Annotated in this window: 14 protein-coding genes; 11 read left to right on the top strand and 3 right to left on the bottom strand. The window is 52.2% G+C overall.

Annotation, left to right across the window (positions count from 1 at the left end; translation table 11 throughout):
• Positions 1-574 precede the first annotated feature (574 nt).
• On the top strand, positions 575-1,483 hold the full coding sequence (locus AC5RDV_RS03710; protein ID WP_282748021.1) for a hypothetical protein: 909 nt from the start codon (positions 575-577) through the stop codon (positions 1,481-1,483).
• A 241-nt stretch (positions 1,484-1,724) separates the two neighbouring features.
• Here AC5RDV_RS03710 and AC5RDV_RS03705 read toward each other — a convergent pair whose 3' ends face one another.
• The 3 genes from AC5RDV_RS03705 to AC5RDV_RS03695 are packed head-to-tail and all read right to left on the bottom strand — an operon-like array spanning position 1,725 to position 7,828.
• Positions 1,725-2,621, bottom strand: a complete 897-nt coding sequence (locus AC5RDV_RS03705; protein WP_276788513.1) for a hypothetical protein — start codon at positions 2,619-2,621, stop codon at positions 1,725-1,727.
• Positions 2,605-3,933 carry an MFS transporter gene (locus AC5RDV_RS03700; protein WP_282748020.1) on the bottom strand — a complete coding sequence of 443 codons (1,329 nt, stop codon included), beginning with the start codon at positions 3,931-3,933 and terminating at the stop codon, positions 2,605-2,607. Before AC5RDV_RS03700 ends, AC5RDV_RS03705 begins: the two co-directional genes overlap by 17 nt.
• 7 nt (positions 3,934-3,940) lie before the next feature.
• A complete protein-coding gene (locus AC5RDV_RS03695; RefSeq protein WP_282748019.1) occupies positions 3,941-7,828 on the bottom strand; it encodes a DUF4922 domain-containing protein in 3,888 nt (1,295 codons plus the stop codon).
• A 112-nt stretch (positions 7,829-7,940) separates the two neighbouring features.
• Here AC5RDV_RS03695 and rlmN point away from each other — a divergent pair, with 112 nt between their 5' ends.
• From rlmN to AC5RDV_RS03645, 10 genes are all read left to right on the top strand, one after another.
• A complete protein-coding gene (gene rlmN, locus AC5RDV_RS03690; RefSeq protein ID WP_008627097.1) occupies positions 7,941-8,987 on the top strand; it encodes a dual-specificity RNA methyltransferase RlmN in 1,047 nt (348 codons plus the stop codon).
• 4 nt (positions 8,988-8,991) lie between these two features.
• Positions 8,992-10,053, top strand: coding sequence for a DUF4837 family protein (locus tag AC5RDV_RS03685; protein ID WP_276788526.1), 1,062 nt, complete (start codon positions 8,992-8,994; stop codon positions 10,051-10,053).
• 16 nt (positions 10,054-10,069) lie between these two features.
• Complete coding sequence (pdxA, locus tag AC5RDV_RS03680) at positions 10,070-11,161, top strand: 4-hydroxythreonine-4-phosphate dehydrogenase PdxA (RefSeq protein ID WP_282748018.1); 1,092 nt, start codon at positions 10,070-10,072, stop codon at positions 11,159-11,161.
• A 1-nt stretch (position 11,162) separates the two neighbouring features.
• The gene (locus AC5RDV_RS03675; RefSeq protein WP_008627106.1) at positions 11,163-12,158 is read left to right on the top strand and encodes a lysylphosphatidylglycerol synthase transmembrane domain-containing protein; all 996 of its coding nucleotides are present in this window, start codon (positions 11,163-11,165) and stop codon (positions 12,156-12,158) included.
• A gap of 84 nt (positions 12,159-12,242) precedes the next feature.
• Complete coding sequence (locus AC5RDV_RS03670) at positions 12,243-13,469, top strand: sigma-54 interaction domain-containing protein (protein WP_008627107.1); 1,227 nt, start codon at positions 12,243-12,245, stop codon at positions 13,467-13,469.
• Positions 13,444-13,971: an LptE family protein gene (locus AC5RDV_RS03665; RefSeq protein WP_008627108.1), complete on the top strand. Its 528-nt coding sequence runs from the start codon at positions 13,444-13,446 to the stop codon at positions 13,969-13,971. The genes AC5RDV_RS03670 and AC5RDV_RS03665 overlap by 26 nt, the downstream gene beginning before the upstream one ends.
• A gap of 4 nt (positions 13,972-13,975) precedes the next feature.
• Positions 13,976-14,722: a DUF8458 domain-containing protein gene (locus tag AC5RDV_RS03660; protein ID WP_282748017.1), complete on the top strand. Its 747-nt coding sequence runs from the start codon at positions 13,976-13,978 to the stop codon at positions 14,720-14,722.
• A gap of 2 nt (positions 14,723-14,724) precedes the next feature.
• A complete protein-coding gene (gene secG / locus AC5RDV_RS03655) occupies positions 14,725-15,096 on the top strand; it encodes a preprotein translocase subunit SecG (protein ID WP_008627111.1) in 372 nt (123 codons plus the stop codon).
• A gap of 728 nt (positions 15,097-15,824) precedes the next feature.
• On the top strand, positions 15,825-16,403 hold the full coding sequence (locus tag AC5RDV_RS03650; RefSeq protein WP_130894226.1) for a DUF3575 domain-containing protein: 579 nt from the start codon (positions 15,825-15,827) through the stop codon (positions 16,401-16,403).
• A gap of 14 nt (positions 16,404-16,417) precedes the next feature.
• On the top strand, positions 16,418-17,752 hold the full coding sequence (locus AC5RDV_RS03645) for a DUF3868 domain-containing protein (protein WP_282748016.1): 1,335 nt from the start codon (positions 16,418-16,420) through the stop codon (positions 17,750-17,752).
• Positions 17,753-17,786 lie beyond the last annotated feature (34 nt).

Below are 17,786 nucleotides of genomic sequence, written 5' to 3'. Positions count from 1 at the left end.
TTTGAAAATGTAAGTGGTTGGTTTTCAGGTGTGTTTGTAGGTGGAAAAATATTGATGAAAGTCACTTCTATAAGTGGTTAAAAAATACCGTAGAACTCCCCGTTGATTTTCTTTTTCCGACTATAAAAAATATCCCTACTTCACAGTAAGGATATAAAAAAAGGGGTCAGCGCTCTGACCCAACCTTTGTTAACCTTAAATCTAATACTATGAAAAACACGATGCAAAGTTACGGAGTTTTTTGAAATAAACAATAGAAAAAGAATTAAAATGTCTATGCTTAACGTTTTTTATAGGATAAGCTTTGGTTTAGCTGTTTTTTTAGTCGTTTTTCGAGGTCTATTGGGGGATGAAAAAAGTCCATCTCTTGGTAAGAGATAGACTACCGTTTGCAAATGTAGGTAAAAAGCCAGATAACGCCAAGTAACTGTATGAAAAAATCTAAGAAATGCGATGTTTTTCTAAACTTTGTATTTTTTAAATGGCTGTAAAATAGTATATTTTAAATGTCGGTCTATCTCTTACCAAGAGATGGACCGCTATTGGTAATATAAAATAATAGTAACGCAGGAATATGATAAGAATGGTCCGTAGTTTGATGAAAATATGGCTCGTTACGTATATGGCCTGTGGCTGTGTGGCCTGTCGGAGTAATAAAAAATCGCATCCCTTAGAAGGGGAAGCCGCTGTGTCGGTTCCCTGTTTGCGAGATATGGGCATCGTGCGTCCGATTTCCGGATGGAGTCGGGAGGATAGTGTCATGACCCGGTTTAAATATCGTGACGGACGGATGGTCGGGGGCTACAGTACGGAATATGGTACTTTTATCGTGGAGAGCCATCCGTTGGCGTTTCGGGCTTTCAAGGAAAAGAAGTCCATGGATGCCGGTCACGTCTGCGAGGTTTGTTTCAAGCCCGTTCGTGTCGCTCCGGAAGGTTATGTGGTTTATATGGAGTTCAACGGAATGGAGCAAGAAGCGGCGAACGGCGGAAAAGCCCGTCCTTTTCGAGGTGAGGTGTCGGCTTCTTACGACCCCGATGGTCATATAACCGAGATGAACTACTGTCGTGAAAACAGTTCGGGCTACAGGGAAACCGGAGTGGCGCGGTACACTTGGAAGGACGGGAATCTGGAGACGGTGGTTTCCGATGTTTCCCATACGAACAATCTATACGAGAGGCATGAGATTTATACTTTTGGCTATGACATGCAGGATTCCCTGAAGTTAAATCCCGGTATCTACCTCCAAGAGATGAATTGTTTTCCGGGGCTTTATGATTTTATTTGGTATGCCGGACTGTGGGGGAAAACCACCCGTCGCATTCCGCAGACGGTCACATACGAAAAGGTGGGAGACGGAGAAAATCGCAGCGAAACGCAATCTATCACTTTTATCCTCAGGCCGGAAAAGAATGCTGCGATATTGTCTTACGGTGGAGTTCCGCGCTTTTCATTCGATTACTTTCCCGTCAGTTGCCCCTGAGCGGTGGTCCCGTTGTCGGCCTCGGTTGGTGACGGGACCTTTTTAAAGGGATAAAAGAAATACGGGTCGCTTCACAGCGACCCGTATTCTTTAGTTTTTTAGGTATTAGTTTTGTTTAAGGTAAAAAGATTGTTTTCAGGATAACGCTGCAAAGGTAAGCGCATTTTTAGGTGCGTGCAAGTAAAAAAACATGCTATAAAACATATTTTGCGAAAAACACTGCATTTTCCTTAAAAATCTTTTAATCTGCTTTGTCTTTCAGTTTTTGTCGATGGTAATTTACCATCCGGTCTATCGGTTCTTTGAGGATGTTTCCTATCCGTATGTCGTATATTCCGGCAGCCTCCTCCAGTTCTTCGTGGAAAATGGCGGCTATGCTGCCCACGAAGTGTACGGCAAGCGATCCGGGGTGGTAAGCCATGATGTTCCGTTCAAAGAAGGCTTTGAAGCAGTCTGTGAGTATACGGTGGGCGTCAGGGTGGGTACGGTGGGCTTTCAGGAAAGGTGTGAAAGAAGCTAAGAAACGGTTGGCTTCCGGTTCCCGGTACACTTTCCGGATGATGTCAGCTTCGTCCCATCCGTAGCTTTCCGCCAGCTTACGGCTTAGTTCTTCGTCTAAAAGTCCTTTGAGCCAGTCGCCTATCAGGCGTTTGCCTAAAGCTGTGCCGCTGCCTTCGTCCCCTAAGATGTATCCCAACGGAGACACATGTTGCACAATGTCCTGTCCGTCGTAACGGCAGGAATTGGAACCGGTGCCCAAAATGCAGGCAATGCCGGCTTCGTGTCCGCATAAGGCCCGTGCAGCCCCCAACAGGTCGGAATGGACTTCGGCTGTGGAGCGGGGGAAGAGTCCGGTAAGGGCCTGTCCCATCTTGTCGCAGACGGAAGGCAGGCATCCCGCACCGTAATAATAGATATGGGTTTCCGTTTCCGGTCCTTGGAGATGGGGGGCCAACCGGGGAAGCAGTTCCGTTTGCAGGATTTCCCGGATGGCGGGAGGTTCCAACAGGGCAGGGTTGAGTCCACGCGTACGGAAAAGCTGAGGCTCCCGATGGGGAACTGCCAGGCACCAGTCGGTTTTTGTGGAGCCTCCGTCGGCCACCAACAAGGCTTTCCGTAGGTTATGCTTGGTTTCCATGATGTTCTTTTTTCCCGAATTCCGGGTCTATTTTCAGCAGTGCTGTGACGCCGACCGTCACCAAGCAGCAGGCCATTACGATAAGGAAGAAGTGGAAGTATCCCACGGCTTCCTGCAATTCTCCGGCCACGGCGCCCGGCAGCATCATGGACAGGGCCATGAAAGCCGTGCAGAAGGCATAATGCGAAGTTTGTTGTTCCCCTTGCGAATAATATAGGAGGAACAGCATGTAGGCAGTGAAGCCAAAGCCGTAACCGAATTGCTCAATGAATACCATGGCGTTGATAAGCAAGAAATTCGTAGACTGGAAGTAACTCAGATAGACATATACAAGGTCTGGTAGCGTGATGCTCCATACCATCGGCCACAGCCACTTTTTCAGCCCGTTGCGCGAGGCGGCTATACCGCCTATGATGCCGCCGAGGGTCAGGCCGAGTACGCCTACCGTTCCCTGTACGAACCCTACTTCCTGCGTGGAAAGCCCCAGTCCGCCTTCGCTGACGGGTTTAATCAGGAACAGGTTGGAAATCCGGATGAGCAACGCTTCCGGCAGGCGGTAGAAAAGCATGAAAAGGACGGCGGCCACAGGCTGCGGTTTCCGGAAAAACGATGTGACGGTGAGCCAAATGTCTTTCCACAGGCTGCGGGCCGACACGGCTTTTCGTGTCCGGTCGCAGTCGGGGCGCGGCAAGTGGAAAAAGTGGTAGGCAGTCACGGCAATGAAGAATGCCGCTAGCACGTAGAAAGCGATGCTCCACGAATAGGCGATGCGGCGGGTGAAAGTTTCCAACGTGCCCGCCAACATGATGAGCAGTCCGCTGCCCGCTATGGTGGCGATGCGGTAGAACGTGCTCCTGATGCCCACATACAGGCTTTGCTCGTGCGGGTCGAGCGCCAACATGTAAAAACCGTCGGCTGCGATGTCGTGGGTGGCACTGCTGAAAGCCATCAGCCACAGGAACATCAGGGTAAAGACGAGGAAATGGGCGGAGGGAAGCGTGAAGGCCACTCCGGCTATGGCGGCGGCGATGAGGAACTCCATGGCCAATATCCACCATCTTTTGCTTTTGGCAAGGTCGATGAACGGGCTCCATAGGGGTTTGACGACCCACGGGAGGTAGAGTGCGCTAGTGTAGAAAGCGATTTCGGCGTTGGAAAGTCCCATGCGTTCGTACATGACGGTAGAGATGCTCATGACCGTCACGTAAGGCAGTGCCTCGGCAAAGTACAGGGTCGGAATCCATTTCCATGGGTTCCGGCTTGGGGTTTCCGGTGTTTGCCGGTCGTCTATGGCGTAAGGTTTTCTTTTCATAAGGCTGTCAGGAGTAGGCTTTCCGGATGGTGATTCCGTCATAATAATGTTTCAGGATTTCGTCGTAACGGTAACCTTTGGCTCCCATGACCGCCGCCCCAATCTGGCATAAGCCCACGCCGTGCCCCCATCCGGCACCGTGGAGGACGAACCGGCCGGGTATGCCGTCGTGCAAATCCTCCTTGTCGACCACGAATGCCGAACTGAACAAATGGGTGTGGCTTAATACACGGCGTATTTCCAACTCTTTTCCGATGACGAGTGTCTCCTGTGTACCGACGATTCTCAACCGGCTGATATGTCCGCCTCGTCCGCGTTCCACGGGGATGAGGTCGAGGATGCTGCCAAAATCCGTTTTCAGGTTCTCCTCGATGAGCCCGGACAATTCGTCTTGCGTGTATTCCACGCGCCAACGGTAGAAGTCCGTGGTTTCCCTGTCGTAGTCGTTCAGCACTTGACGGAGTATCTCTTCGTCTTCCGTGTGGCAGAACGAAGGCGGGTTGCTCCGTATCCACTTTTCAGCCTCCTCTTCCCGGGTGAGGTCCGGCAGCGCCGGACGGATGCCCGAAAGATTCCCGGGCGCAATATCTCTGACACTGGTCAGGTAAGACAAATGCTTGTCCTCCCAGCAATATTCGAATTCTTCGGTCGCTCCGCCGCAGCATTTCGAGAAACGTGCGTCGCAGATGTCATCCCCCGACGTGAGGATTTGCCCGCGTGTGGCTTTGACGGCTTCCACCACGGCCTCGTTGCTGGCCCGCGTGATGCCCTGATAGCGTTGGCAATGGTCGTCGGCACATACGTCGAATATCGTATGGTCTTCGCGGTCGTACCAACGGATCAGCTCTCCGTCGCTTTTGCTGAACGAGAAGAATCCACGGTCGTGGTTACTCAGTTGTTTGCGCTTTTCTATCTGGGCATAGAGCCAGCTCCGGCTGATGACGGCCGATGCTTTCAGGAACTCAGGAGAGGCGGAGGCGTTCATTTCGCTGGAAATGACACTGATGAGGTAGTCTTCCACCGGCAACACGTTGATGGCCACGATTTTTTCTTCTTCCACCACTAATTTCAACGTGCCGCTGAAGATTTGCGTTTCTTGCCGTTCCCAATGGAATTTGATACCGATTGTCACGTCGTAAAGCGAGAAAGAAGCTTTGTTTTCCTGAGGGGTAAAAGTCAATTCCCGGTACAGGTTTCCGTTCCACAGGATGCCTCCTTCGCTGCATTCTACCGTTTGCTCGCCCCTTACGAGGCTGCCTTTGGCCGAATAGGTGGCGTTGAGGGAGAAATGGATACGTTGCCGGCTCATGATGCCTACGCTGACTTCGGGTTCCGTGCCTTCATGTAGTCGTTCCGGAGCCGTGCGCGGCTCCGCGTTTTCCGTGCCGTCTTTCTTCTGGTGGCGGGTGAACTGCCCGATGACCGGTTTCAGTTCTTCTTCGCTCAGCGTCACTTCGCGCAGGATGTCCGTAGCCAATTCGGCCGTGATGGCCCGGAAATCTTTTTCTCTCGGTGTGATGAACAGGCCGCCCATATCCAAGGCTCCGGGACTGACGAGCAGTTGGTGCTCGCCGGTCTGTCCGTAGCAGGCCGGCCTGTGTTTCTTGCGTGGGAAAATCAGGATGACGATTTCGTCTTCTCGTCCGGCGTTCCATGACTGCCGCCAACAGATGATGTTCATGCGCGGTTCGTTTTCCCCGTCGCAGAGCGGAAGGGCATAGTAGAGTTTTTCAAAAAGCAGGCAGGGATGTTCCGACGGCCGGGTGCGGATGACAAATACCGGACATATATAACTTTTGAGGATGTAGAGCCCGCAGTTGGCGTTTTGCATCATGATTTCCTCGATGCTCTCTTCTTCGTCCGGTTGCAGGGGATAGAGTTTTTCCATCCCCATTTCGTAGTTTTTCCAGTCCCGTTCGATGGGCAACACACCCCGTTTCCCTGCCTGGAAGTGCATGTGGTCGGGGGCAGAAGCGCCGCATACGGGGCCGTTGTAGAAAAAGACGGCTTCCGGTATGTTCCAGGCCATGTTGCGCAAGGTCTTGAAGTGAGGCAGGATGCTTTGTGGTGTATGCCTCCGTGCCGGGATGGTAAAGTGTTCCGGTAAGATAGGATAAGGGTTCACCAACAGTTGGTAATGTCCTTCTATGGGCAGGGCGTGTTGTACCTCCGGCCGGTTCAGGTCGCAAAGGAAGCACGGGCGGGCGGCCAAGGCTTCGGCTGAGATATTGGCTCCGGTCGAGGCTATTCGTGCCGGATTGAACTGGGCGGTCAGCGTATGGTCGCCGATGGCCAGTTCCTTGTTCTCTGCTTTTTGCAGGTCTTCATAACGTTGCCGGGCTTCGCCCCAGTCCTCTAATTGCTTGCGGAAGAAAGCCTGCATTTCTTCGGGATTCAGCGGGTGTGCCCACAGTCGGTTCAGTCGGCGGCGGGCTTCTATCTCGATAGTACGCAGCCGGTCCTTGTAAAGATTGTGGGCATTGGCTTTTTCTATGCTCAGTGCCGCGTCGGAATTGCCTTCCCAACGTCGGCATAAGTAAAGTTCTTCATAGATGCGCCCGATGCGGTAGTAGCGTGAAAAGCATAAGCCGAGTGCATAATCTTCCCCGTAACTGGTGTTCGGGATTTGCAGCTTCCTCAGAATCGGGGTGAAGAAAGCGCGCGGGGCACCCAGTCCGTTGATGCGCAAGGCATTGTTGCGGCCGTTTTCGGGGGTCCATTCCTTGTGGTCTATCAGGCCCGGCGGCAGAGTTTGCAGGGAGAAGTCCGTCATGCGGTAGGCTCCGATGACCATGGTTGCCTTTTCATGATAAAAAGTTTGTATGATGCGCTGCAAAGTCTGTGGTGAACTGTACAGGTCGTCCGAATCCAACTGGACGACGAAGCGTCCGCAACGCGGGTGGTGTACGGCCAAGTTCCAACAGCCCCCGATGCCCAAGTCGCCGCGTTCGGGGATAAGGTGGACGACGCGAGGGTCACGGGTGGCATAACGTGCGATGGCTTCCGTCGTTCCGTCTGTGGAATGATTGTCCGCCACGATAAGGTTGAAATCGAAATCTGTTTCTTGGGACAGCACGCTGCGGATGGCATCTTCGATAGTGCGGACCCGGTTGCGTACCGGAATGACGACCGTGGCCTCGCAAGGGAAATCTTCGGCACGGAAGTCTACCTCGTCGAATTCGTCGGGAGCCAGATAAGCCCCGATTTGCTTCAGGTGCTCCGTACAGGCTTTTTCCATTTCGATTTGCACGGTGCGGTTTTTCGGGTCTACGTAGTCGAAATTTTTCTCTCCGCTTTTCCGGGTGTCGGTTTCCGTTTTCGTATAAAGGGGTTCGTCCAAATGGAACAACTTGCCGTGGCGGCTCAAGTATAGCCGTAAGTCATACCATCCAGCGAAACGATAGTCGGGCAAATTCTCTTGTCCGGCGTATGCTTTCAGGCCTTCTGTACGTATCAAGACCAACGGGCCGAAATCGAAATCGTCGCGCAGGCTGCCCTTTTGGTAATCTATGAGCGGATGGGCATGCCGTGCCCCGTCCTGTATGGCGTAATGGTCGGCATAAAGCAAGTCGGCACGGGTGTCGTCGGCCACACGCAACAGGCGGTCGAGGGCATGGAACCCCAGTTCAAGCGGCAGGGCTTTGTGGTAGAACAGGCAGTATTCGGCCTCGCAAAGGCGAGCCATGTCCAACATGGCCTGTGTGCTGAAAATACCGTCGGTGTGCAACGGTAAGCAGGTATCTGGCAGGGTGGCCTCGACACCAACGGGGCACAGCCCGTAGATACGGCCTGTCCATCCACTGCTGCGGAGTTCCTGTACCAGTCCGGCCATTTGGTTCTCTGTTCCGCAAGGGAGGAAACAGTCTATTCGTGGAGAATGTGATGACGATTTCATGTGGTAATTTATGTATTATAGCGTGCAAATATACTAATAGAAGTCCAATATAGTGGAAAGTTTTCTCTTTTTTCCGTAACTTTGCCTGTAAAATAAAGGAGAAGAGATAACCGTGGAGGATAAGATAGCATTATTGGGCATGACGTTGTCGGAGTTGAAGTCCGTGGCGGGGGAAATCGGTATGCCGTCTTTTGCCGCCCGTCAGATGGCGGAATGGCTATATGGGAAGAAGGTGGCTTCCATTGACGAAATGACCAATATTTCGGCGAAGAACCGATGTTTGTTGAACGAACGTTATACCGTGGGCTGCTTGGGTCCGGTGGATTGCCAACGCTCGGCAGACGGGACCGTGAAGTATCTGTACCGTACGGCGGCGGGCGGATACGTGGAGACGGTGTATATCCCCGATGGCGACCGGGCTACGCTTTGCGTGTCTTCCCAGGTGGGGTGCAGGATGAACTGCCGTTTTTGCATGACCGGAAAACAAGGCTTTTCCGGACAGCTGACGGCTGCTGATATCCTGAACCAACTGTATTCGCTGCCGGAGCGCGACACCCTGACCAATGTGGTGTTCATGGGGCAGGGAGAACCGTTGGACAATCTGGATAATGTGTTGCGCGCCACGGAGATTCTGACAGCCGATTATGGCTATGCCTGGAGTCCTAAGCGCATTACGGTGTCTACCGTCGGACTGCGCAAGGGGCTGAAACGTTTTTTGGACGAGAGTGAATGTCATCTGGCAGTCAGCCTGCATAACCCGTTTGCCGACCAACGTGCCCGGTTGATGCCGGCCGAGAACAGTTACGGCCTGCAGGAAATCGTGGCGTTGCTCCGGGAGTACGACTTTACGCACCAACGTCGCCTTTCTTTTGAATATACGATGTTTGAAGGGGTGAACGACACCTTGGCGCATGCCAAGGAGCTCTTGCGCTTGCTTGGAGGGGTGGAATGCCGGATGAACTTGATTCGTTTCCATCCCGTTCCCGGCGTGGACTTGAAGGGGACGTCGGAGGAAGGCATGTTGCGTTTTCGGGATTACCTGACCGGGCACGGGCTTTTTTCTACCATCCGGGCGTCGCGCGGACAGGATATTTTTGCCGCTTGCGGATTGTTGAGCACGGCGAAACAACAAGGTGTGGAACTTAAAAAAACAGAATAAGGCTATGAAAAGGATTTTAGGAAATCGGTGGATGTCGTGGTGCGGGATATGGGTTGCCGTAATGCTGTTGGCTGCCTGTGACCATTTGGCTAAGCCTACGTCCAGTGGACGCCCGTACGAAGTGTTGGTCGTTGTGGGCGACTCCTTGTGGCAACGTCCTGCGGGACGTGCGTTGTTTGATGTGTTGGATACGGATATCCCCGGTCTTCCGCAGCCCGAGCGTTCGTTTCGTATTTCGCAGACCGACCCGAAGCGTTTTAATCAGGTGTTGAACATTTTCCGGAACATCATAAAGGTGGATATTGCTCCTAACCAATATACGCAGACCAAAATGAAGTTCACGCGTGACGTGTATGCCCGGCCGCAAGTGCTGCTGACGATTCAAAGTCCGAATGAAAAGGACTTTGCCGCTTTTGTGAAAAAGAATGCCCGGGCCATCATCGACTTTCTGGTGAAAATGGAAATGAACCGGCAAATCAATGAATTGGAGAAAAAACATTCGGAAGTCGTGTCTTTCTTGGCCGATTCCATCTTCGGTTGCCAATTCTGGGCACCGGCGGAAATCAAGAGCTACAAGAAAGGGAAAGACTTCTTCTGGACTTCTTCCAACACGGCTTCCGGGTTAGTGAACATCTGTATGTATTCCTATCCTTATGAAGGGCCTTGGACGTTCAACAAGGCATACGTGTTGGCCAAACGCGATTCCGTGATGAAAGTCAATATCCCCGGTGTGGAACCCCGTATGTATATGGCTACCGACACGGTTTGTACTTCGGTGAAACCCATTACGGTGAAAGGAGGGTATGCCATGGAGGCACGCGGACTGTGGAAAATGGAGCATGATGCCATGGGCGGCCCGTTTGTCAGCCATTCCCGGGTGGACACGTTGAACAACCGCGTGGTGGTGGCGGAAGGCTTTGTTTATGCGCCGGAGAAAATGAAGAGAGGGCTGATTCGTCGGTTGGAGGCTGCGTTGTACACCCTTTGCTTGCCGGGCGAGCAAGCCCGTGAATTGAAAGCCAACATACCCGAAGTCAGCGTGGTGGCAGGAAAAGAACAAGAATAAATCAGAAACAAAAGATATGAAGAATGGTAAGATATTGGTGGGGATAACCCACGGTGACATAAACGGTGTGGGATACGAGGTTATCCTGAAGCTTTTCAGCGAACCGATGATGTTGGAGTTATGTATACCTATTATATATGGTTCGCCCAAAGTGGCCACTTATCACCGCAAGGCGATGGAGCTGACGACAAACTTCGTCACGATACAAAAAGCGGACGAGGCCGTGGAGGGCAAGTTGAATTTGGTGGACTGTCTGGAAGAAGAGGTGAAAATCGATTTCGGACAGCCCTCTGCCGAGAGCGGCAAAGCGGCTTTGGCGGCTTTGGAAAGGGCTATGGTGGATTATCGCGAGAGACTGTTCGATGTATTGGTGACGGCACCCATCAACAAGGCAACGATACAGGGAGATGGTTTCCACTTTCCCGGACATACGGAATATATACAGGAGCGCGTCGGCGAAGGCCGGGAGGCACTGATGATTTTGATGAATGACGTGCTTCGCGTGGCTTTGGTGACTACACATTTGCCGATTCGCGACGTGGCGCAGGCGATAACCAAGGAAGCCGTTATGCAAAAAATCCGTATCTTCCATGAGGCGTTGCGCAAGGATTTTAATGTATCGAACCCGCGTATCGCCGTATTGGCACTGAACCCCCATGCCGGCGACGGCGGCCTGTTGGGCACGGAAGAAAAGGATATTATCCGTCCGGCTCTCCAGGAGATGGAGAAGGATGGCGTTTTCTGTTTCGGCCCTTATGCGGCCGACGGCTTTTTCGGAAACCGTACGTACGAGCATTTCGACGGCGTGTTGGCCATGTATCACGACCAGGGATTGGCACCGTTCAAGGCACTGTCCATGGCGGACGGGGTGAATTATACGGCAGGACTGCCCATCGTCCGTACTTCTCCAGACCATGGTACGGCCTACGATATCGCCGGACAGGGAAAGGCCGACGAGTCATCCTTCCGCCAGGCGGTCTATGCGGCATTGGATGTGTACCGCAACCGTGCCCGTTACGAAGAAGCGTATGCCCATCCTTTGCGCAAGCAGTATCACGAGCGTCGTGACGACAGCGACAAACTCAAACTGAACGCTCCGGAAGAATAACATGAAGCCTCTTTACCGTAACGTGTTTCTGGCCATCGGCGTGGTGGCCATCATTATTATGCTCTGCACTTCGGACTTGTCCTATTCGGAATTATGGGACAACGTCCGTCGGGCGGGATACTGGTTTCCGGCCGTCATCCTCTTATGGGTCTTCCTTTATCTGGCCAACGCCTGGGCTTGGTCGGTCATCATCCACGACGGGGCGGCACCGAAAATTCCTTTCCTGAAGATTTATAAGTACACGGTCAGCGGTTATGCGCTGAACTATGTCACTCCGGTGGGACTGCTCGGCGGCGAGCCTTACCGTATCATGGAGCTGACGCCCTACGTGGGGGCGGCCAAGGCAACATCCAGTGTGATTTTGTATGCCATGATGCACATCTTTTCCCATTTCTGTTTTTGGACTTTCTCCATTCTCCTTTATTTGTGGCTCTATGGCCGGGAAATGTCGGCGGGGATGGCGGTATTCATGACCGTTTGTTCCGCCTTCTGCGCTGCGGGCATTTACTTCTTCCAGAAGGGATATAAAAACGGGTTAGCCATGAAAGCCTTGCGCTTGTTGGCCCATATACCCGGGTTGAAGTCCCGTCTGCGGCGGTTCATCGGCACGCGGGAAGAGTCCATACGGAAGGTGGACAGCCAGATAGCCGCCTTGCATGCACAGCGTAAGTCCACGTTCTACCTGTCGTTGTTCATAGAGTTCGCCGTGCGGGTGGCCGGTTGTCTTGAAATCCAGTTCATCTTGCTGATACTGACCGATCATGTTTCTTTTTGGGATTGCGTGCTGATACAGGCTTTCACGTCGCTTTTTGCCAATTTGTTTTTCTTTATTCCGATGGGTATGGGAGCGCGTGAAGGCGGTTTTGCCTTAGCCGTGGGCGGACTTTCCCTGGCCGGTGCCTACGGTGTTTACACCGGTTTGATTGTCCGTCTGCGCGAACTGGTGTGGACAGCCGTCGGTTTGCTGTTGATCAAACTGGGCAATAAGCCTGCTTAGTTTTTCTTAAATTAATGCGGTTAAAGTTGTGTCCCACGGGATTTTTTATGTAATTTTGTCGACAATCGCATTTTGGGAGAAGATATGAATACATCCGACGTTCAGGCACAGAAAAGAAGATATGGTATCGTGGGCAACTCGGAAGGGTTGAACCATGCAGTGGACATTGCTTTGCAGGTGGCCAAGACGGACTTATCCGTATTGATTACCGGGGAGAGCGGCGTGGGAAAGGAAATCATTCCCCGTATTATCCACGACAACAGCCTGAGGAAGACGAAGAAATACTTTGCCGTGAATTGCGGTTCCATTCCAGAAGGGACGATAGATTCCGAACTGTTCGGTCATGAGAAAGGGGCTTTTACCGGGGCGATAGGAGAGCGTGAAGGCTATTTCGGGGCGGCCAACGGAGGTACGCTGTTTCTTGACGAGGTTGGAGAGCTGCCTTTGGCCACGCAGGCGCGTTTGTTGCGTGTGTTGGAGACGGGGGAATACATCCGGGTCGGTTCGAGCGACGTGCGTAAGACCGACGTGCGCATCGTGGCGGCTACCAATGTCAACATGGCGCAGGCCATCCGCGACGGCCGTTTCCGCGAAGACCTGTTCTACCGCCTGAACACGATTCCCGTCAAGATGCCGGCTCTTCGCGAACGGGGGGACGATGTGGTGCTGCTTTTCAAGAAGTTTGCGATGGACACGGCGGAAAAGTATAATATGCCGGATCCTGTGGAGCTGACGGAAGCCGCCCAGGAAAGGCTGAAAAGATATTCATGGCCGGGGAACGTCCGCCAACTGAAGAACGTGACGGAACAGATTTCCATCCTCTCCCCGGAGCGGATTATCACTCCTGAAATCTTGTCCGGGTATATCCCCGAAGATCCGGTGACGCATGACATCGTACCGTTGAACAAACGGAATGAAGGCCACAGTTTTGAAAACGAACGCGAACTGTTGTACAAGATACTTTTCGATTTGCGCAACGACGTGACGGAACTGAAAAAGTTGGTGCACGGGCAGCGGGTGGAGCGTGAGCACTCTTCCGCCCCTCAGGTTGTCGAGCGTCCTATTACTTATTATCAGCCGGATGTCACTTATCCGGTGGCTCATGCGGCCAAAGGGGCGGATGAGTTTCAGACTCCGGAAGAATATGTGGAAGAGACCGTGTCTTTGAACGACGTGGAACGTCAGGTGATAGTGAGGGCTTTGGAGAAGAACCGGGGCAAGCGTCGCAAGGCCGCCCAGGAACTGAACATCTCCGAAAGGACGCTTTATCGTAAAATAAAGGAATATGGTTTGGATAAAGAGGATATTTAAAAGTAAGGTGGTCGGGCTGTTGTCTTGTGTCTTTTTGTTGGCGGCTTGTTCTATTTCCTATAAATTCAACGGGGCATCCATCGACTATACGAAAACCAAGACGATACAGATTTCACCTTTCCCCATCCGCTCTGCATACGTATGGGCGCCCATGCAGTCTATTTTCAGCAACCAGTTGACCGACGTCTTTGCCCGCCAGACCAAGTTGAGGCAGGTGAACCGTAACGGGGATTTGCAGCTTTCGGGCGAGATTGTGGAATACAGCCAGTTCAACAAGGCCGTGTCTGCCGACGGGTTTTCGTCGCAGGTGCAGTTGAAGATGACAGTGAATGTCCGTTTTGTGAATAATGCCAACCATGATGAAGACTTCGAACAGAAGTTCAGTGCCACCTCCCAGTATGACTCTTCGCAACAGTTGACCGCTGTACAAGAGGAACTGGTGACCCAGATGGTGAAGGATATTGTGGACCAGATATTTAATGCAACCGTAGCGAATTGGTAAGGATATGGATTTGAACTTGTCGGATTATATCAAGCATCCGGAGAAACTGGATAAGGAGACGTTGCCCCGCCTGGAGAAGTTGGTCAGCGACTATCCTTATTTCCAACCGGCCCGTCTGCTCTATTTGCGTAATCTGTACCTCTTGCACGATGCGGCTTTCGACCGGGAGCTTCGTCGCGCCGCCTTTTTCCTGCCCGACCGTAAAGCCCTGTTCCGTTTGATAGAAGGCGTAAACTATCGGTTCGAACCCGTCAAGAAGTATCAGACGAAAGCAGAGAGGGCGGGAGAGGTGGAAGAGGACCGCACTTATTCGCTCATAGACAATTTTCTGGCCAACTTGCCGGAGGAGAAGCCCCACCGCCCGAAGCCGGTGGATGCTTCCACAGACTATATGGCATACCTGATGCAGAGTGAAGACGCTCCCGACACGATTACGGCAGTGCCCCGCATGCAGCATCAGGAACTGATAGACGAATTTATCGGGCAAGGGGATAAACGCATCGTACTGAAGCAGGATGCCGACAGCGAGTTGCAGACTCCTGCTCTTCCCGCCGAGGGCGAAAACGAGGAGGATGAGGACTATTTTACCGAAACATTGGCTAAAATTTATATAAAACAAGGCCGATATACCAAAGCGATGGAAATTATAAGGCGGTTAAGTTTGAAATATCCAAAAAAAAACCGTTACTTTGCAGACCAGATTCGTTTCTTGGAGAAATTGATAATAAATAATAAAAATAAAAAATCGTAAACATGTACACAGTATTGGTTGTTCTCATCGTCATTCTTGCCATTCTGATGTGTCTGGTTGTACTCATCCAGGAGTCCAAAGGTGGAGGTCTCGCTTCTAGCTTCTCCGCTTCCAATCAGATTATGGGTGTGCGCAAGACGACGGATGTGATTGAAAAACTGACTTGGGGATTGGCGGCTGCCATGGTCGTATTGAGCGTGGTTTCGGTATTCTTTATTCCCAAAGTGGCTACGGAAGAGTCTGCCATGATGAAGGCGGCCACCGAGCAAAAGGCCGTAAATTCCAACAATTTGCCGGGATTCGGTGCTAGCCAACCGCAGCAACAGGCTGCTCCGGCCGGGCAAGCTCCGGCACAGCAGGCACCCGCGCAGTAAGCGGAACTGCCGGTCTTGGGTGACAGAAGGGCGAAACCCTTCTCCGGGAATTATTATTAGACAAAAGGACATAAGGTGCAACTTGTCAAATCCCGTTTGTGGAAGTCGGCATTCACCTTGTGTCCTTTTGTTCTTTTGTCTGAAAGCTCCTACCCCTACCCAGAAGTTTCACAAAACCATTCTTCAGTTTATAATATATTGTATTATAGTGTCTTATGACAGATTCTGAAGGATGAAGGATGGTTTTATAAAACCCTTTGGAGGGAAGTGAAGAGTACTTATATCCATGATTTTTTAAAAAAATGTCGAGAAAATTTGTTTGTTTTGTTTATAAATTCTATATTTGTCACGTAATATTATCCAAATGCGATGATGAAAAACGGACTTGTACATAGAAATCAGAGAGGTGCTACGGTGTGGAGGCCGTTGCTGATAGTACTGTGCAAGGGCGAAAAATACCGTTTTTTGACGATTTTATATGAGAAAACATGCGTTTTGAACTGCTTTTTTAACTATTTGTATTTGGTTGTTCCGAATATTTGTGTAAACACACACACACACACACACACACACACACACACACACACACACACACACATGTAAATCATGTAATATCTTTTTGTATTTTGTCGATAAACCCCGCTATGTTTGGCCATGTCGGGCATTTGGTATATTGTCCGCTTTCAGATGAAAGCGGGCCTTTACGTATATTCTATAAACTGAAAACCATGATGAAGAGCAAACGACTTGTTTTATGTTTGTTGGGGCTGTGCAGTTGGTTCGTCGCTGTTCAAGCACAGACCGTAGCGTTAAAAACGGATGTGGTGAACTGGGCTACAGCTTCGTTGAATTTGGAACCCGAAGTGAAAGTGGGGCGCAAGTCCACCATGGCTTTGGGGCTTTCGTGGAATCCCTGGACGTTTTCCGACAACAAGAAATGGCGTCACCTACGGGTGCAGCCGGAGTACCGTTATTGGATATGCCGTCCGTTCGGTGGGCACTTCTTAGGGCTTCACGCTTCTTACACGCGGTTTAATGCCGGAGGGGTGAACCTGCCTTTCGGCCTGTTGCCCAAGTTGGAAGATGAGCGCATGCAGGGTAATGAGTGGGCTGTGGGTCTGGGTTACGGCTACCATTGGATCCTGAGCCGCCATTGGAGTTTGGAGGCCGAGTTGGGGTTGGGCTATTCTTTCGCAGACTTCAGTGCCTATGAGTGCCGCAAGTGTGGCGACAAGTTGGAAGAGCGCACTACCCACCGCTTCGTGCCCACCAAGTTGTCCGTGTCTTTTATTTATGTGTTCAAGTAAATCAGACCGAAAAGATGAAGATAATCAATGATATACAAGCGTGGATGGGAGCAGCGGCCTTGTGCCTGTCTTCCTGTCCGTTGTCGGCCCAACAGGTGGTGCCGACGGGCGAACCTGTGTTGTCGTGGCAGGACAGCACGCAACTCAAAGTGGCCTTTTCCGTGGCTGCCGGCGATGTGGAAATTACCTCCGACGACCGTCTCATCCTTACGCCGCGCCTTACCACGAAGGCGGGCGACACGTTGGCGCTGCCTCCTGTGGAACTGGCCGGGCGGCGCAACCGCCGTTACTTCGACCGCCGTGCGGCTTTGCACGGTGAAGAACGTGCCGTCGTGGCAGCTGCCGCCGATACCCTATATTATAATAAGGTGGTAGAGGCGGAGCCGTGGATGCGTGCGTCGGAGCTTTCGCTTACGGTGGATTGCGAGTTCGAGGACTGCTGTGACGTGCGGCCGTTGGCTGCGCTCGATTTGGGTGCTACGTGTTGGTTCACGCCGAAACCCAAGGCTGTCGTGCCAGTGCTGAGCGTGGCTGAACAGATTGCTGTGCGCGAACCCGTGCTGAAGCCCGTCAGCGAATACAAGCCCTATACGCGCGACATCCCTTTGCGCAAAATGAAAGATGCGCTTTACGTGCATTTCCCCGTGGGAAAGTGGGACTTGCGCGAAGACTTCCGCGACAACGAGGCCACGTTGGCGCGTATCGTGGACATGATGCGGCGCGTGAAGGACGACAAGACCTCATCCATCGTGAAGGTGGTGATTGTGGGCTTGGCATCCATCGAAGGCTCCGTGGCTTTCAACGAGCATCTGGCCGGGCGGCGTGCCGAAGTCCTGAAAGACTACCTTGATGCCCGGGTGGACATGCCCGACAGTGTGTATGAGGTGGTGGGTGCAGGGGAGGCATGGGCCGACTTGCGCGATGTCATCGCCGAGAGCGACCTGGACGAGCGGCAGGAGCTGTTGCAAATCATCGACCACACGCCGGATGCCAACCTGCGCGAGCAGCGTATCCGCAGGCTCAATGGCGGGCGGCCTTACCAATACCTGAAGCAGTCGGTCTTTGCCGACCAACGTAATTCGGGGTATATCCGTGCTTACTATGAGGCTGTGCCGGACGAGGCAGCCGAAGCTATCAACCGGGCCGTGGCTTTGGTGCGCGGGGGGCGCGATGCCGAGGCAGTTGCCCTGCTCGAACCGTTGGACGACGAACGCAAGTGGAACACGTTGGGTGTGGCCTACTTCAAGACGGGGCGGCGTAAGGAGGCCATCGTATGCTTCGGGCGTGCCGTGAAGGCGGGCGACAGCGAGGCTGCGGGCAACTTGAAGGGCGTACAGGCCGTGGAATGACGGAATTTATGAGATTTTCTAATTATAGAGTTTA

It is taken from the genome of Paraprevotella sp. (genome assembly GCF_986071375.1).
The sequence above is the reverse complement of the archived record's forward strand: the minus strand, read 5'-3'. Positions and strand labels throughout refer to the sequence as shown.

Bases quoted from the DNA above. Each gene is read 5' to 3' on its own strand.
- AC5RDV_RS03710 (WP_282748021.1), top strand. From the start codon at position 575: ATGATAAGAATGGTCCGTAGTTTGATGAAAATATGGCTCGTTACGTAT.
- AC5RDV_RS03660 (WP_282748017.1), top strand. From the start codon at position 13,976: ATGGATTTGAACTTGTCGGATTATATCAAGCATCCGGAGAAACTGGAT.
- AC5RDV_RS03685 (WP_276788526.1), top strand. From the start codon at position 8,992: ATGAAAAGGATTTTAGGAAATCGGTGGATGTCGTGGTGCGGGATATGG.
- AC5RDV_RS03705 (WP_276788513.1), bottom strand. From the start codon at position 2,621: ATGGAAACCAAGCATAACCTACGGAAAGCCTTGTTGGTGGCCGACGGA.
- AC5RDV_RS03695 (WP_282748019.1), bottom strand. From the start codon at position 7,828: ATGAAATCGTCATCACATTCTCCACGAATAGACTGTTTCCTCCCTTGC.
- pdxA (WP_282748018.1), top strand. From the start codon at position 10,070: ATGAAGAATGGTAAGATATTGGTGGGGATAACCCACGGTGACATAAAC.
- AC5RDV_RS03675 (WP_008627106.1), top strand. From the start codon at position 11,163: ATGAAGCCTCTTTACCGTAACGTGTTTCTGGCCATCGGCGTGGTGGCC.
- AC5RDV_RS03650 (WP_130894226.1), top strand. From the start codon at position 15,825: ATGATGAAGAGCAAACGACTTGTTTTATGTTTGTTGGGGCTGTGCAGT.
- AC5RDV_RS03700 (WP_282748020.1), bottom strand. From the start codon at position 3,933: ATGAAAAGAAAACCTTACGCCATAGACGACCGGCAAACACCGGAAACC.
- AC5RDV_RS03670 (WP_008627107.1), top strand. From the start codon at position 12,243: ATGAATACATCCGACGTTCAGGCACAGAAAAGAAGATATGGTATCGTG.
- AC5RDV_RS03665 (WP_008627108.1), top strand. From the start codon at position 13,444: ATGGTTTGGATAAAGAGGATATTTAAAAGTAAGGTGGTCGGGCTGTTG.
- AC5RDV_RS03645 (WP_282748016.1), top strand. From the start codon at position 16,418: ATGAAGATAATCAATGATATACAAGCGTGGATGGGAGCAGCGGCCTTG.
- secG (WP_008627111.1), top strand. From the start codon at position 14,725: ATGTACACAGTATTGGTTGTTCTCATCGTCATTCTTGCCATTCTGATG.